We start from the raw sequence: 15,558 nt of genomic DNA on the forward strand, positions 1-15,558 counted from the left end.
AGATGTACCTCCACAGGATCCTGAGCTTTTGACGATCCTGAGTAAGGTAAGCTACCTTACTAACATGGCTACAGCAACCGGCAATCCTCAGAGCCCGCCATGGAACACCTTCGACCAGGCCTTCGACAGCCAGCCCGAGGCGCTGACGCGGCTCGCCACGACGCTGCCGGACCTGCTCCGCCGCCACACCGCGCCACAGACGCGGCGCCTGGTCGTGTTCGGGATCGGGGCGAGCCGTGCCGCGGCCCACGTGCTGACGGCGGGGCTCACCGCGCGGGGGGTCTCGTGCGAGTTGCTGACCGGGGCCGACTTCACCGCCGAGCACGTGCGGCCGGGGACGACGTATCTGGGGATCTCCCAGTCGGGGCGCAGCGTCGAGATCGTGCGCGCGCTGTCGGCGGCTCCCGCCGAGTCGCGCATGAGCGTCGTCAACCGGGTGCCCTCGCCGGTGGCCGACCTGACGCCGCGGCACCTGTGGCTGGGCGACGTCGCGGACTCCCGGGTCTCGACCGTCGGCTACACCGCCACCGCCCTGGCCCTGGCCCTGCTGGCCGAGCACCTCACCGGCGGTGTCGACGAGGAGCGCTGGCGCTCCTTCGGCGGACGGCTGGCCACGGTGACGCGGTGGCGCGGGGCCGCGAGCCGTATGGCGGCCGACCTGCTGGCCGCAGGCCACGTCGACCTGGTCTCCTCAGGGGCGGGGCTGGCCGCGGCCGAGGGGGGTTCACTGCTGTTCCGTGAGGGCCTCACGATCCCCGCCTCCGCCTTCGACACCCGGTCCTACCTGCACGGCTTCATGGACAGCGCCAAGCCGGGCACCGTCCACCTGATCGTGAACCGCGGGTCGGAGGCGCTGCTCGCCCGGCAGCTGGCCGACCACGGTTCCACCGTCCACCTCATCGGAGCCGACCCGATCGAGTACGGCGGAGGCGGCCCCCTGCACCAGATCCACCTGCCGGGGCTGTCCGACGCCGAGCTGTCCATCGCGGCGAGCGTGATCTTCCAGATGGTCGTCCAGGAGGCCTGCGCGACCACCGGCCGCCACCCCGAGGACCCGGTGTTCACCCGCCTCGACACGAAGGTCGTGACGGCCGCGTGAGCACGGTCGACCGGCCGCGTCGCGGCGTCGCGGGCCTCGACATCGGCGGCTCGTACCTGAGGGTCCGCGTCGAGGACGCGATCACCGGCGAACCGCTCGTCACGGAGACCAGGTCGAACACGGGCTGGAACGACCTGTCACCCGTGGAGCGGGCCCGGCTGGTCCACGGCGCGCTGCGCCGGGTCACCCCCGGGGGTTACATCCTGGCCGCGGTCGGCGTCGGGGCGCGGGGATGTGACTCCGAGGCGCTGACCAGGGAGCTTGAGGCCGCGGTCGCCGCCGAGTTCGGTCCCGGCGTGGCCGTGCGGGTCTGCAACGACGCCCTGCTTGTCGGCCTGGCCGGGGGGTGGGAGCACGCGCTCTCGGTGATCGCCGGAACCGGCGCGGTGGTCGGCGGGCTGACCTCCGACGGGGTCACGGTGCTCACTGACGGCTGGGGCTGGCTGCTCGGCGACCACGGGAGCGCGCCGCGCATCGTGGTCGACGCGCTCCGGCTCTACACCGCGGGCCTGGACCGTGAGGAGAGCGACCCGGTGTTCGGCCGGTTCGTGGCCGGGGCGCTCGGCGTCACCGAGGACCGCAGGCTCCCCGGGGCCGTGCGACGCGCCCGGGAGACCCTCGGAGATCTCGCGCCGGGCGTCTTCGAGTGCGCCGAGGCCGGTTCGCCCTGCGCCCGGCAGGCCATAACCGACAACGCCTGGCGGCTCGCGGGCAACGTCGTGACGGCGCTGCGCCTCGGTGTCCGGGCCGACGCCGTCGTCGGCGCCGGTGCGATCATGGTCAAGCAGCCCTCCTTCCGGGCCGCGTTCGCCTCCGGGCTGGTCGCCCAGGAGGTGACGCTGCCGCTGTCGGTTCTCGACACGGAGCCGGTCTTCGGGGCCGTCCGGCTCGCCAAACTGGCCCTGCGCAACGCTGCTTCATGCAACGATGAGGAACAACTGACATGACATCCCATCTGCGTCATCTCGCCCTTGGCACCGTACTGCCCGCGTTCGAGGGGACCACGGCCCCGCAGTGGCTGCTCGACCTGCTGCGGGAGGGACTGGGCGGCGTCATCCTGTTCGGCCGCAACATCGTCTCCCCGCCCCAGGTCGCGGCGCTGGTGCGGCAGATCCTGGACGCGCGCCCCGACGCCGTCGTGGGGATCGACGAGGAGGGCGGCGACGTCACCCGGATCCACCACGACAGCGGCAGCCCCTACCCCGGCAACCGCGTGCTGAGCGAGAACGACGACCTCGACGCCACCAGGGCGGTCGGCAGGGGCATCGGCGCCGAGCTGCGCGACCTCGGCGTCAACTTCAACCTCGCGCCCATCGGCGACTACGTGACCAGCCCGACCAGCCCGATCACCACCCGCTCGTACGGCCGTACGCCGCAGGCCAACGCCGAACACGCCGCGGCCTGGATCGAGGGCCTGCAGAGCGCGGGCGTGGCGGCCTGCCTGAAGCACTATCCGGGGCTCGGCGGATCCCTGCTCGACTCGCACCTCTCGCTCGGCCGGGTCACCGCCGAACGCGCCGACTTCGAGTCGGAGCACCTGCGGACCTTCGTACGGGCCGCGGGCGCGAACGTGGCGAGCATGATGACCGCCCATGTCGTGATTGACTGTCTCGACCCCGGTGTCCCCACCACCCTGAGCGAGACTGTGATCGGCGACCTGCTCCGCGACGAGATCGGCTATGACGGCGTCGTCATCTCCGACGCGCTGGAGATGCGCGGCGTCCTCGACCACGCCTCGTCGCTGCCCGCCGCCGCGGTCGGCGCGCTGCGCGCCGGTGTCGACGCGCTGTGCCTGGGCGCCGAGCAGTACGAGGAGGCGACCCGGGCCGTCGTCGAGGCGATCGTCGCCGCGGCGGAGTCCGGCGCACTGCCCGTCGAGCGGCTGGAGGAGGCCAACCGGCGGATCCAGGCGATGGCCCGCGCCTACCCCGGCACGCCGGACGCGCCGGGCGCGACCGACACGACGGCCGAGCGTTCCATCGCCCTTGAGGCCGCGTGGGGGGCGACCGTCCGCGAGGGCGACGTCTCGATCGCCGGGGGCTCCGTGCACGTCCTGACCTTCGACGACCGGACCTCCATCGCGGCGGGCCCCGTCCCGTGGGGCATCGGGCCTGAGCTGCGCGCGGCCGGCGTCCCGTTCCACGACCTGGTCCTGAGCCCGCCGATCCACGGCCTTCCCGACCTGTCCGGTGTCGCGCCGTCCGACGTGGTGGTCGCGGTGGTCCGGGACCTGCCGCTGCACCCCCGCAGCGCGGAGGTCTTCGAGAGGCTGCGGGCCCCGCGCCTGGTCGTCGTCGACATGGGATACCCGGGGACGGAGTACCCCCACGCCACCGGCGTGATCCGAACCTTCGGCGCGTCCAGGGCGAGCTCGGCCGCCGCCGTACGCGCCCTGACCGAGACGGTGTGACCTCGATTGCATGACGACGTCCGTCCCCTGGAACTGCCCCCCACCCAGCGGCACGTCCTGAGTCACACGCTGGGGCACGGGTCGACCACCCGGCCCCGGCTGCTCGCGGCGACGGGCCTGTCGAAGCCGAGCGTCAACGACGCCGTCAGCTCGCTCGAAGGCGCCGGATACGTACGCCGCAACGGCAGGCACGTCCCGGCGACGGGCAAGCCCGCCGTGGTGTTCGAGGCGGCCGAGGAGGTCGGCTGGGCGCTCGGCGTCGACCTGGGCAGCTCCCACATCGAGCTGATGGCCGTCGACCTCGCCGGGACGGACCGCGCGCACGTCTCCGTCACCGAGCCCGGCGGCCCCGGGACCGCGCGGCGGCGGGAGCCGTCCGCCTCGGTCGTGGAACGGGCGGTCGAGCAGCTCACCGAGTGGTGCGCCCGGCCCGACCGGCTGCGGCGGCTGCGCGCGGTGACGATCGCCGTCCCGCAGATCGTCGACGCGGGCCGCCGCCAGGTCTCGGCCGCCGACGCCGACCGGGAGCGGGGAGCCGTCGCGGCCCTGCTCCGCGCGCTCGCGGACCACTACGACGGCCCGGTCCGGCTGGAGAACAACGTCAACTGCTCGGCGGTGGCCGAGATGCGGCTCGGGGTCGGCGCCGAGGTGCCGAGCCTGGCCTACCTGCAGCTCGGCGTCGGCGTCGGCGCCGGGATCATCAACGAGGGCCACCTCGTCCGGGGCGCCCACGGCGCGGCGGGCGAACTCTCCCGGCTGCCGTTCCCCTGGGCCGACGGCGCCGAACAGGCCTCCCGGTACGCGATGGAGGACCGTCTCGCGGCCTCCCGCCTGGTCGACGCCTACCGGTCGAGCACCCCCGGCGCCCAGGACTCCTCCGTCGGCGACGTGGTGCGGGCGATCCTGGCCGACGTCGCGACCGGCCCCGCCGAGGTGCGGGCCGTCCTCGACGAGTACGTGCGGGACGTGGCCAGGGCGTGTGTCGCGCTGGCGGCCGTCGTCGATCCCGACATCGTGGTGATCGGCGGCGAGATCGGCGACGTCCCCGAGGTCGTCGAGGCGGTCCAGGCCGCTGCCCGGCCGCTGCACGAGTTCCTGGTGGTCTCCGGCAGCGTCATCGGAGAGCTGGCCACCGTCTTCGGCGCGGTCGTCCTCAGCCTTGAGGCCGCACACGCCCGGCTTCTCGGCGAGCACGCGGTGCACGCCGCAGCCGCCGTCGACCGCCTGGGCCCGCGCTCAGACGTCTGACCTGCGGCATCACCCGCCGGGGTGCCCGTGACCCCGTGACCGTCGTCGCCGACCGTGTTCCCCCGCACCACCGACGGTTACCACCGTTGTCATGAAACGGTCAGGATTCCCCTGACCGCTGGTCGATGTGATTCGACCGCTCACCGACGCGGCGGGACCGGTGAGCGCTCCGGGAACGCCGTTCGTCCACCCCGGCACAGCATGCCTGTTCCGTACCATCGGCCCGTCCTATGGTCAGGGTGCCCTCTCGTGTTCATTTGCCCGGCAGATCGAAGTCGGCCCCACCGGCCGATCCCCCCAGCTCTGTTGTCGGTCCCAAAAGGAAACCCAACATGAAGACGAAGAAACGGCACTTCACGTTCACCGTGGGCGTGTCACTCGTCGCGGCTGCCCTGACCCTCACCTCCTCGGTCCCCACCGCTCTGGCCTCCGCCGCGCCGAGCGCTCCGGCGGGCGCGCCGACCGCCGCGGCCCCGCAGACGGCGGCCCCCGACTGTGCCCCCGACACCACCGTGCAGACCGACCAGGGTCCGGTGTGCGGCCTGGTCACCAACGGCGTCAAGTCCTGGCTCAGCGTCCCCTACGCCGCGCCGCCCGTGGGCGAACTGCGCTGGGCGCCGCCCGAGCGGCACGCCTCGTGGACGGAGACCCTGCAGGCCACCCAGCGTTCCACGCCCTGCCCGCAGCCCGCGTTCCTCACCCCCGAGACCTTCAACGAGGACTGCCTGAAGCTGAACGTCGCCGCTCCCGCCGACGCGGGCGGCACGCCGCTGGCCGTGATGGTCGAGTTCCACGGCGGCGGGTTCCGGCTCGGCTCCTCCTCCGACGGGACCTACCTGGCCGGCGCGGGCCGTGTCGTCCACGTCAGCGTGGACTACCGGCTCGGCATCCTCGGCTTCCTGGCGCACAAGGCGCTGGGCGCCCGCTCGGGCAACTGGGCGCTGCGCGACCAGCAGGAGGCGCTGCGCTGGGTCCAGCGCAACATCTCCCGGTTCGGCGGCGACCCGCGCAACGTGACCATCTACGGCGCCTCCGCCGGAGGGTCCAGCGTGTGCGCCCACACCACCTCGCCGCTGTCGCGGGGGCTGTTCCAGAAGGGCATCTCGCAGAGCGGCGAGTACAACTCGCTGCGCGGCCACGAGGCCATGTGGCAGACCCAGGACTGCAAGGCCGACCTGCCGACCGAGGCGGAGGCGCAGCAGACGGGCGACCGGTTCGCCGCCGCCGTCGGCTGCGGGGACGCCGCGGACGTGGCCGCCTGCCTGCGCGCGGTGCCCGCCAAAACCCTGCTGGAGAAGGCCGGCGACGGCCTCGGCCCCGACAAGGGCACGCTGGCCCCGATCGTGGACGGCACGGTGCTGCCCCTGTCACCCGCCGAGGCGTTCGCCACCGGCCGGATAAACCGGGTCTCCCTCATGCACGGCGTCGACCGCGACGAGACCCAGCTCCCCGGGGCCAACACCCCGGCGGACTACGAGAGGCTGGTCAAGGAGCAGTACGACACCCTCGCCCCCGAGGTGTTCAAGCGCTACCCGCTGAAGCGCTTCCCCGAGCCCGCGGCGTTCATCGCCTACCGCACCATCGTGGCCGACTCCAACTCCGTCTGCCCCGCCCTGCTGAACGACGAGCGGCTGTCCCGGCACATCCCGGTCTTCGGCTTCCAGGTGGACAACGCCGACGCCCCGCCGCTGTTCTTCCTCGACGCGACCAAGCCGAACGGGTCGTACCACATCAACGAGGTGCCGTTCCTGATCTTCCCCAGGACCGACCTGAGCGGCAACCAGCAGACCTTCGGCAGGCAGCTGGTCTCCCAGTGGACCGGGTTCGCCAAGACCGGCAACCCGACGGTGGACGGCACGCCGTACTGGTCCAGGTACACCCGCTCGCACCCGACGGTCATGTCGCTCGTGCCGGCCGGTGACAGCCAGCTGACCGAGGAGATCGCCAAGCAGCACCACTGCGGCTTCTGGCAGAAGTACGCGGCCTTCACGCACTGAGCGGCACGCCACAGCCGGTGACCGGACGATCCGACGCACACCTTCCCGTGTACGGCCCGGCTCACCGGCTGTTCGCCCTGCCCCCGCGTGCCGGTTGACCGTCCTCCACCATCGTGCCCGCCCGTCGTAACCGGCCCAAAGGACCGCCCCGGGTCCCGTGGGCCGCACCGAAAGAGGCCGGCCCACGCGACAACCGGCCTCCCCGTTCCCGGTACGGCGCGCCCCGCCGCCGGGACCACACATGGAGAGAAGATCATGGGAACACGTTCCATCCGCAGTGGAAGAGTGCTCAGATCGACCGCGGTCGTCGCCGCGTCGTGCCTGACCCTGCTGCTGAACACGCCTCTCACGGCGAACGCCGCGCCCCCCGACGACACCGCGCAGACCACCGAGGCGCTCGGCGGGGGCGGGCACTCCCTCCCCGGCGACTGGGCGTCCTGGCAGAAGGACCTGAGCGGTTCGCGCTCCAACCCCTTCGAGCGCAGGCTCACCCCGGCCAACGTGGGGCAGCTCAAGCTGAAGTGGGCCTTCGCCTTCCCCAAGAACGCGGGCACACCGCACAGTCAGCCCGCCGTCGTCGGCGACACGATCTACTTCGGCGCTCCGGACGGCCACTTCTACGCCCGGGACGCGCGCACCGGCGCCGCGAAGTGGGACTTCGACCTGAGCACCGTCGGTCCCGCGAGCTTCCGCGCCGTGGTGCAGGACGGGGCCGCCGTCTCCGGGGGCAAGGTCTACTTCGGTGACGGCCGGGGCTACTTCTACGCCCTTGAGCAGCGCACCGGCAAACTGGCCTGGGCCCGGCAGATCGACACCGAGGTCTCCTCCGGCGTGACCAGCTCGCCGATCGTCTTCGGCGGACGCGTCTACGTCGGTGTCTCCAGCGGCCAGAACATCATGGGCAAGACCTTCCCCTGCTGCACCTTCCGCGGCCACATCGACGCGCTGAACGCCGAGACCGGCGAGCAGGTCTGGCGCTACTACACGGTGCCCGAGCCCAAGCAGAACGGCACCTGGCCCAACGGAGTGCCGAGGTACGAGCCGTCCGGGGCGGGTGTGTGGAGCACCCCGGCCATCGACCCGGTCACCCGCACCCTGTACGTCGGGACCGGGCAGAACTACACCGGAAGCGCCGGAAACTACGACTCGGTCCTGGCGCTGGACCTCACGACCGGCAAGGCCCGCTGGACCAGGAAGATGACCGACGTCGACACCTGGCGGATCGAGTGCTCGGCCCGTACCCCCGAGGACAAGCAGTACTGCCCGAACCTCGACCAGGGAACCGCGCTCGACTTCGACCTGGGCGCCGCGCCCAACCTGTTCACGGCCGGTGGCAGGCACCTGGTCGGCATCGGGCAGAAGGCCGGGGTCTACCACGTGCTCGACGCCAGGACCGGAAAGATCGTCTGGCAGCGTCAGCTCTCCGAGCCGATGCCCAGCGGCGGCCTGTCCGGCATCCAGTGGGGCACCAGCTTCGACGGCCGGCGCCTGTACGTCTCGACCTACATGGGCAGGCCGGGCACCCTGTTCGCGATCAACCCGGCCGACGGCCACATCATCTGGAAGACCCCCAACCCGGCGGACGGCTGCACCACCGGTGGTGCCGCGCAGTACCCGAACGTCTGCCAGCTCGGCCACGGCCCCGCGGTGACCACCACCCCGGGTCTGGTGTGGCTGGGCAGCATGGACGGCAAGATGCGGGCCTACTCCTCGCGCACCGGTGAGGTGCTGTGGACCCACGACACGATCACCGAGGTCCAGGGCGTCAACGGCCTGCCCGGACGCGGTGGCGCCGTCTCCGGAGCGGGCGGCGCGGTCGTCTCGCACGGGATGGTCTACGTCAACTCCGGTTACATGTTCACCCCGTACCCCAACCCCGACCACGGTTCGGTCCTGTTGGCCTTCGGCCTGTGACCCCGATCTCCCTCAAGGGAGTGGGCTCTCCCTGAGGGAAGGGCCGGGGGCCGCACCTCCCCCGGCCCGCCTTTCCCCAGCTCATCCTGGATGGACGGCGCACCGATCCATCCTGAAGGGCCTGTCCTTCGTCTCGCGGAGGATGGGCCTCCAGCCGTCCCAGCCGGGGTTCACATGACGGCCGAGAACCACGGCGGCCACCCTTCCCGCGCCCGCCCGTTTGAGCGCGAACGCCACAGACTGAACACGTGCCCCTGTGGTCCAGGTGTCATCGAGCAGGAGGACACGGGCACCCCCGACGTCTCCGCCGGAAACCCGGAACCAGTCGGCGCGGAACTCCCGCACCTCCGAGGGGATGTCCGGATTCACCGACAACTCGACCCACGGCAGTCCAAGCCGGTTTCCGACAAGTGACCGCAGCGGATGATCATCCGGCCGGTTCCTGGTGCTGGGAACGACCGCCGCATGACTCCAGGTGGAGACGCGGGCGGCCTGGGCCACACAGCCGAGGTGGTCCCTGACGAAGAGCAGGAACAGACTGAGCAGGTCGGTCTGGATCTCTCCCGAGGGAAACCTCGCCTTGTAGACGGCGAGGTTGTGGGCGTGCTGGGTCCGTTTCTCCGCGTAGGAGATGGGGACCACGACATCGGCGACCCCCGCCCCCGCCGATCTCAGGTGCCGTTCACAGGGGCGGCAGCGGGACCAGCCTGGATTCACCGGTCCTCGGCACACGTAACAGACGGAGGGTGAGGGATCGAGGGGATTGCGGAGGTAGAAGGCCTGTTGGGCGACTCGGGCGCGAACGAACTGCCATGGATCAGTTGGTTGCGACAAGGTGGGCGGTCTCCGGAAGCGCTTCGGGGCCGGTGTGCAGGTCCGAGATCACTTGCTCCACCACCGAGAGTAGCTCGCCGAGGCCGGAAACCACATGCACTCCGGGCCTCTGGGAGTATTCCCGCGCCCAGTCGTGCTCCAGAAGCCGGTCGGGCATCACGACGGGGCGGCCGTGTTCAAGGGCCAGCCGCGCCTGGATACGGGCGCCGCTCTTCCAGGGAGCCTCCACCACGACCGTGGCGGCCGCGTAACCGCTCATCACCGCGTTACGCATGGGGAAGCTCTGCTTGCTGGGCGGGGCGTCGGGCCAGAACTGGCTGAGCACCGCCCCTTCGACGGCGATCCGCCGCTGAAGCGCCTGGTTCTCACTCGGGTAGAAACGGTTGACGCCCGTTCCGATGACGGCCACGGTCCGGCCGCCCGCTTCGAGCGCCGCCGTGTGCGCGGCCGTGTCGATGCCTCTGGCGAGGCCGCTGACCACGGTCACCTTGTTCAGGGCCAGCTCCCTGGCCACCACCGACGCGATCCGAAGGCCCTGTTCGCTCGCCTGCCGGGTGCCCACCACGGCGATCGCGCGCCGGTCCTCGGCGGGAACGCCCCGGGAGAACAGCAGCGGAGGCATCTGGTGAATCCCGCGGAGCTGGCTCGGATAGTCATGGTCGAAGCAGGCGTGGACTCCGATGCCCGCGGACTCCCACCCGGCCAGCGAGGTCGCGGCCTGTGCGAGGGCGGACGTCACGGGGTCGGCCTCGGGAAACAACGTTTCCTGAAGGCGGAGCCCCCGCTCCAGCACGGTCACCGCGCTGCCGACCTCAAGCACATCCAGCGCGATGTCCTGCCATTTGGCGCCAGGGCGCTGCAACAGCGCCACAAGCGCGGCGCGTTCACGCAGTTCCTGGAGCATGCTCCCGATGCTACCGAGCGACGAGGGCCCGCCCCAAGAACTTGCCTCACCGGAACCGTTCTGTCCCGCCCGGCCCTGCGACTCAGACAGGGCGGGGTTCGCGGGGTTCCTCGTCGTCGGCTTCGTCCACGGCTCGGAACAGGTCGGCGCGTACGTCCTGGATGTTCGGGATGTCGCGCAGCGTGACGTGTCCCTGCTCCCCCGCCGACTCGACGTTGAGCGTGCCGCAGCCGAACAGCCGTTCGAGCAGGGTCTGGTCGGCGCTGACCGTGTTGACCTTGGTCATCGGGATGTCCTCGGTCGACTTGTTCAGCACCCCTCTGCTGATGGCCAGCCGGTGCGAGGTCAGCACGTAGGTGGTGTTCTTCCACTGCAGGTACGGCACGAACGACCACACCGTCAGCAGCCCCACCGCGATCACCGCGACGGCGATGCGCGCGTAGCCGTCGTAGGCGAAGACCGGCATGAAGAAGATCCCGGCGCCGGACCCCAGAACGATGAGGACCAGCGCGAGGAACGGCGTGACGAGGCGCTTCCAATGGGGGTGGAACGTGCGGATGCGCAGTTCCCCCTCCGCCAGGTGGTGATCAGCGAGACCCATGGGGCAAATCGTGGCACGTCCCGACCCCGTTAGTCACGGGAGGTGCGGACGCACGTGCACGACGTCTCCCGCGCTCAGCGTGTGCGTGCTCCCCTGCGACTCGACGAGCAGATGTCCCGCCCCGTCGACGCCGACGGCGCGCCCGGTGAGCACCCGCTCGCCCGGCAGCTCGACCCGGACGTCGCGGCCGACCGTCGCGCTGAGCCCGAGATAGGCCGCCCGCAGCCCGCACGCGTCGGCGTCGCCGTCCGCCCGCGACCACTCGTGGTAGTGGGTCTCGATCTCCCGCAGCACCGCCCTGATCAGCGGGTCGCGGTCGACGCAGGCGGCCTCCTCGATCGCCAGCGAGGTCGCGGTCTCGACGGGCAGTTCCTCCGCGCGGATGCTCACGTTGAGCCCGACGCCCACGACCACCGCGCCGTCCACCCGCTCGGCGAGCACCCCGGCGAGCTTGCGCTCCCCGACCAGCAGGTCGTTCGGCCACTTCAGGCGGGCCTCGACCTCGGCGATCCTGCGGACGGCCGAGGCTGCGGCCAGGCCGACGAGCAGCGGCAGCCAGCCCTGCCGCGACGGCGACGGCTCGGGGCGCAGGAGCACCGAGAAGGCCAGCCCGGACCGGGGCGGCGCGCTCCAGACGCGGCCGAGCCTGCCGCGGCCCGCGGACTGCGCCTCCGCGACGACGACGGTTCCCTGTGGGGCGCCGTCGCGCGCGGCCTGGGCGAGGTCGGCGTTCGTCGAGCCGGTCCTGCCGACGACGGTGATGTCCGACCACAGACCGCCGGGACGGACCAGGGCGCGGGTGAGCGCCGTCTGGGACAGCGGCGGGCGGTCGAGATCGGAGAAGGGCGAGTCGAGCACCCGTCCATCTTCCCTCCCCAGGCGACCATCCGTTACCGAAGCAGGGCAATGAGCAGGCAACACCGGGGCGGTGACGACGACGCACGCCTGGAGCGCCAGGATGGGAACCATGAACGAAGACTCACGTCATCCGGTGCCCGGAGGGGTCGTCCGGCGCCCCGGCCCCAGCACCAGGACCCGGGTCAGGGAGGTGGCCGGCGGGGTCGTGCGGGACAGGCGTGACGACCTGGCGACCGAGGAGCCGCTGGAGATCAGGGTCCAGTCGGACGGCGCGCGCCGTACGGTGGCGATCACCATGCGGACGCCGGGGGCCGACTTCGAGCTGGCGGCCGGGTTCCTGCACGGCGAGGGCCTGGCCTCGGCGGCGGAGATCGCCTCCATCGCCTACTGCACGGACGAGGACGTGGCGCCCGAGGCCCGCTACAACACCGTCACGGTACGGCTGCGCGGCCCGCTGCCCGACCTGCCCTCCCTCGACCGGCACTTCGTGACGTCGAGCGCCTGCGGCGTCTGCGGCAGCGCCAGCCTGGACGCGCTGCGCGACCGGTGCGCCCCGTTGCCCGCCGGTGACGTGCGGGTCTCCCCCGAGACCCTGTACGGCCTGCCGGAGAGCCTCAGGCGGGCACAGGGCGTGTTCGGCAAGACCGGGGGGCTGCACGCCGCCGGGCTGTTCACCCCGGAGGGCGACCTGGTGGCGCTGCGCGAGGACGTGGGACGGCACAACGCGCTGGACAAGCTGGTCGGCTGGGCCCTGATGAAGGGCATGACGCCGCTGACCGGGCACGTCCTGATGGTGAGCGGGCGCACCAGCTACGAGATCACGCAGAAGGCGCTGAGCGCGGGCGTGCCGGTCGTCTGCGCCGTCTCCGCCCCCTCCTCCCTGGCCGTCGACCTGGCCAGGGAGTTCGGGATGACGCTGGTCGGCTTCCTGCGTGAGGAGCGTTTCAACCTCTACGCGGGTGCCGAGCGGGTGACCGGGTGAGGACCCGGTCACCCGCTCGAACGGTCAGCCGGTGTTCTGCAGGCCCGCGGCCACGCCGTTGACCGACAGCAGCAGGAGCGTGGACAGCCGCTCGCGCTCCTCCTCGGTCAGGGTGTCGCCGGAGCGCAGGGCGGACAGGGCGCGCAGCTGCAGGTGCGAGAGCGCGTCCACGTACGGGTCGCGGAGCTGGACCGCGCGGGAGAGCACCCTGCGGTTCTCCAGCAGGCGGCTGTGGCCGGTCACCTCAAGGGCCAGACGGCGGGTGCGGTCGTACTCGGTGAGCACCTGCTCGACGAAGTCGTCCCGTCCGCCGAGGGCGAGGTAGCGGGCCGCGATGTCCCGGTCGGTCTTGGCCAGCGACATCTCCACGTTGTCCAGCAGCGAGGCGAACAGCGGCCACTCGCGGTAGGCGGCGCGCAGCTCGTCGATGCCCGACTTGGCGACGGCCGCCTCAAGGCCGCTGCCCAGGCCGTACCAGCCGGGCAGGTTGACCCGGGTCTGCGCCCAGGAGAACACCCACGGGATGGCCCGCAGGTCGTCCAGGGACCTGGGCGCGCCGAGGCCGCGCCTGGCGGGGCGGGAGCCAAGGCGCAGCAGGCCGAGCTCCTCAAGCGGGCTGACCAGGGAGAACCACTCGGGGAAGCCGGAGGCCTCGGTCAGCGACCGGTAGGCCCGCTCCGAGGCGGAGGCGACCTGCTCGGCGAGGCCGCGGAAGCGTCCCGCCGCCCTGGCCGTACGGTCCTCGATGGTCGGGGTCGAGGCGAGCAGCACCGCCGAGGTGACCTGTTCCATGTGGCGGCGGGCGATGGCGGCGTGGCCGTAGCGGGCGAAGATGACCTCGCCCTGCTCGGTGACCTTGAACCTGCCTCCGACGGAACCGGGCGCCTGGGCGAGCACGGCGCGGTTGGCGGGACCACCGCCCCGGCCCAGGGCGCCGCCCCGGCCGTGGAAGAGCGTCAGCCGTACGTCGTGTTCCGCGGCCCAGGCGGTCAGCGCCTCCTGCGCCTCGTACAGCTTCAGCGTCGCGGCGGCCGGGCCGAGTTCCTTGGCGGAGTCGGAGTAGCCGAGCATGACCTCAAGCCGGCGGCCGTTGACCGCGAGCCTGTCCTGGATGCCGGGGATGTCCAGCATGCCGGACAGTACGGCGGGCGCGTTGGCCAGGTCGGCGCCCGACTCGAACAGCGGGACCACGTCGAGGCTGGGCGCCCGATCTCCCAGGGCGTGCCCGGCCAGCGTGTAGACGGCGGCGACGTCGTCCGCGGAACGGGTGAAGGAGACCACGTAGCGGGAGCAGGCGGTCGTGCCGAACCGCTCCTGGATCCAGCCGATCGTCCTGATGGTGGCCAGGACCTCGTCGGTGCGCTCCGAGGTACGGCCCTCGGCCAGCTCGGCCAGCGCCTGGGCGTGGACCTGCGAGTGCTGGCGCACCTCAAGCTCGGCCAGGTGGAAGCCGAACGTCTCCACCTGCCAGACGAGGTGCTGCAGCTCGCCGTAGGCCTGCCGGGACGCCTTGGCGGCGACCAGCGACTCCTGGGCCAGGCGCAGGTCGGCCAGCAGCTCCTCCGGAGAACGGTAGGCCAGGTCGAGGCCGCGCTTCCTGGTCGCCGCGATCCTGGCGGCGACGAACAGCAGCCACTGCCGGTGCGGTTCCTGCGGCGAACGGGTGGCCATCTCCGAGACCAGCTCGGGGTGGTCGTTCTCCGCCGCGTACAGCGCGGCCCGCAGCTCCGCGGAGGCGGGCGCGTAGGAGGAGGTCAGGGTGAGCGACCTGCCGATCCTGAGCGCGGCGTTCTCCAGCGCGATCAGCACGTGCTCCGACTGGATGAGCACGGCGTCCCTGGTCACCTTGGCGGTGACGTTGGGGTTGCCGTCGCGGTCGCCGCCGATCCAGCTCCCGTAGCGGATGAAGGCCCTGGCCAGCGGCTCACGGGTGCCGGTGCCCTCGCCGAGCGCGGCGTCCAGCGAGCGGTAGACCAGCGGCACGACCCGGAACAGCGTCTCGTCGAAGGCGGCCATGGCGGTGCGCACCTCGTCGAGCGGGTCGAGCTTGGTCGACCTGAGCTGCGCGGTCCGCCACAGCAGGTCGATCTCCTCAAGGAGCCGCCGCCGGGTCTCGGCCCGTTCGGCCGCGCCCCGGTCGGGACTGTTGTAGGCGGCGAGCCTGCCGCTGATCCGCTGGATCGCGGTGACGACCGCGCGCCTGCGGGCCTCGGTCGGGTGCGCGGTCAGCACCGGGTGCAGCCGCAGCCCCTCGACCAGCTCGGCGACGCGCTCACCGCCCAGTTCCTGTACGGCCTGCGCGATGGACTCCGGCAGCGGTTCCTCCCCCGTGTCACGGACACGGAGGGTGCGGATCCTGAAATGCTCCTCGGCGAGGTTCGCCAGGTGGAAGTAGCAGGTGAAGGCGCGGGCGATCAGCACCGCCCTGTCGACCGGCCACTGCGCGACCATCTCGGTGATCTCGTCGCCGGAGACCTTCCCGCGACGGGCGTCGATGACGGCCTTGCGAAGGCGTTCGACGTCGGCGAGCAGGTCGTCGCCTCCGTGCTCGGCGATCACCTGCCCCAGGAGCCCACCGAGCAGCCGCACATCCGCGCGGAGCTCGTCGGGCATCTCGGTGACAGCGGATGAACGTTCTGCGGTGTTCGCGATAGCGGACATAATCGTCAGCGTAGTCAGTCCGAATTCTTCACCGCAGACCGGTCCCACCT

Annotated in this window: 12 protein-coding genes; 7 read left to right on the top strand and 5 right to left on the bottom strand. The window is 71.8% G+C overall.

Annotation, left to right across the window (positions count from 1 at the left end; all coding sequences use genetic code 11):
* Nucleotides 1-64 precede the first annotated feature (64 nt).
* The 6 genes from ACIBVQ_RS08150 to ACIBVQ_RS08175 all read left to right on the top strand — a co-directional run bounded on the left by ACIBVQ_RS08150 (nucleotide 65) and on the right by ACIBVQ_RS08175 (nucleotide 8,668).
* On the top strand, nucleotides 65-1,099 hold the full coding sequence (locus ACIBVQ_RS08150; protein ID WP_399176390.1) for a hypothetical protein: 1,035 nt from the start codon (nucleotides 65-67) through the stop codon (nucleotides 1,097-1,099).
* Nucleotides 1,096-2,046 carry a BadF/BadG/BcrA/BcrD ATPase family protein gene (locus ACIBVQ_RS08155; RefSeq protein ID WP_399176392.1) on the top strand — a complete coding sequence of 317 codons (951 nt, stop codon included), beginning with the start codon at nucleotides 1,096-1,098 and terminating at the stop codon, nucleotides 2,044-2,046. The genes ACIBVQ_RS08150 and ACIBVQ_RS08155 overlap by 4 nt, the downstream gene beginning before the upstream one ends.
* Complete coding sequence (locus tag ACIBVQ_RS08160) at nucleotides 2,043-3,509, top strand: glycoside hydrolase family 3 protein (protein WP_399176394.1); 1,467 nt, start codon at nucleotides 2,043-2,045, stop codon at nucleotides 3,507-3,509. The genes ACIBVQ_RS08155 and ACIBVQ_RS08160 overlap by 4 nt, the downstream gene beginning before the upstream one ends.
* Before the next feature lie 6 nt (nucleotides 3,510-3,515).
* Nucleotides 3,516-4,757, top strand: a complete 1,242-nt coding sequence (locus ACIBVQ_RS08165; protein WP_352009988.1) for an ROK family transcriptional regulator — start codon at nucleotides 3,516-3,518, stop codon at nucleotides 4,755-4,757.
* Nucleotides 4,758-5,089: 332 nt separating this feature from the next.
* A complete protein-coding gene (locus tag ACIBVQ_RS08170; protein ID WP_399176398.1) occupies nucleotides 5,090-6,754 on the top strand; it encodes a carboxylesterase/lipase family protein in 1,665 nt (554 codons plus the stop codon).
* A 255-nt stretch (nucleotides 6,755-7,009) separates the two neighbouring features.
* Nucleotides 7,010-8,668 (top strand): PQQ-binding-like beta-propeller repeat protein, encoded by a 1,659-nt coding sequence (locus tag ACIBVQ_RS08175; protein ID WP_352009990.1) that lies wholly within the window; start codon nucleotides 7,010-7,012, stop codon nucleotides 8,666-8,668.
* 81 nt (nucleotides 8,669-8,749) lie between these two features.
* Here ACIBVQ_RS08175 and ACIBVQ_RS08180 read toward each other — a convergent pair whose 3' ends face one another.
* From ACIBVQ_RS08180 to ACIBVQ_RS08195, 4 genes are all read right to left on the bottom strand, one after another.
* Nucleotides 8,750-9,385, bottom strand: coding sequence for a phosphoribosyltransferase (locus tag ACIBVQ_RS08180; RefSeq protein ID WP_399176400.1), 636 nt, complete (start codon nucleotides 9,383-9,385; stop codon nucleotides 8,750-8,752).
* 100 nt (nucleotides 9,386-9,485) lie between these two features.
* Nucleotides 9,486-10,406 carry a DNA-processing protein DprA gene (locus ACIBVQ_RS08185; protein ID WP_362910283.1) on the bottom strand — a complete coding sequence of 307 codons (921 nt, stop codon included), beginning with the start codon at nucleotides 10,404-10,406 and terminating at the stop codon, nucleotides 9,486-9,488.
* A gap of 82 nt (nucleotides 10,407-10,488) precedes the next feature.
* Nucleotides 10,489-11,007, bottom strand: coding sequence for a PH domain-containing protein (locus ACIBVQ_RS08190; RefSeq protein WP_352009993.1), 519 nt, complete (start codon nucleotides 11,005-11,007; stop codon nucleotides 10,489-10,491).
* A gap of 33 nt (nucleotides 11,008-11,040) precedes the next feature.
* Nucleotides 11,041-11,865, bottom strand: a complete 825-nt coding sequence (locus tag ACIBVQ_RS08195; protein ID WP_352009994.1) for a biotin--[acetyl-CoA-carboxylase] ligase — start codon at nucleotides 11,863-11,865, stop codon at nucleotides 11,041-11,043.
* A 109-nt stretch (nucleotides 11,866-11,974) separates the two neighbouring features.
* Here ACIBVQ_RS08195 and fdhD point away from each other — a divergent pair, with 109 nt between their 5' ends.
* Nucleotides 11,975-12,847, top strand: a complete 873-nt coding sequence (gene fdhD / locus ACIBVQ_RS08200; RefSeq protein WP_352009995.1) for a formate dehydrogenase accessory sulfurtransferase FdhD — start codon at nucleotides 11,975-11,977, stop codon at nucleotides 12,845-12,847.
* Nucleotides 12,848-12,871: 24 nt separating this feature from the next.
* Here the strand turns inward: fdhD and ACIBVQ_RS08205 are convergent, their stop codons facing one another.
* Nucleotides 12,872-15,508 carry a phosphoenolpyruvate carboxylase gene (locus ACIBVQ_RS08205; protein WP_362910286.1) on the bottom strand — a complete coding sequence of 879 codons (2,637 nt, stop codon included), beginning with the start codon at nucleotides 15,506-15,508 and terminating at the stop codon, nucleotides 12,872-12,874.
* Nucleotides 15,509-15,558 lie beyond the last annotated feature (50 nt).

The organism is Streptosporangium sp. NPDC049376 (assembly GCF_044466505.1).
GTDB lineage: Bacteria > Actinomycetota > Actinomycetes > Streptosporangiales > Streptosporangiaceae > Streptosporangium.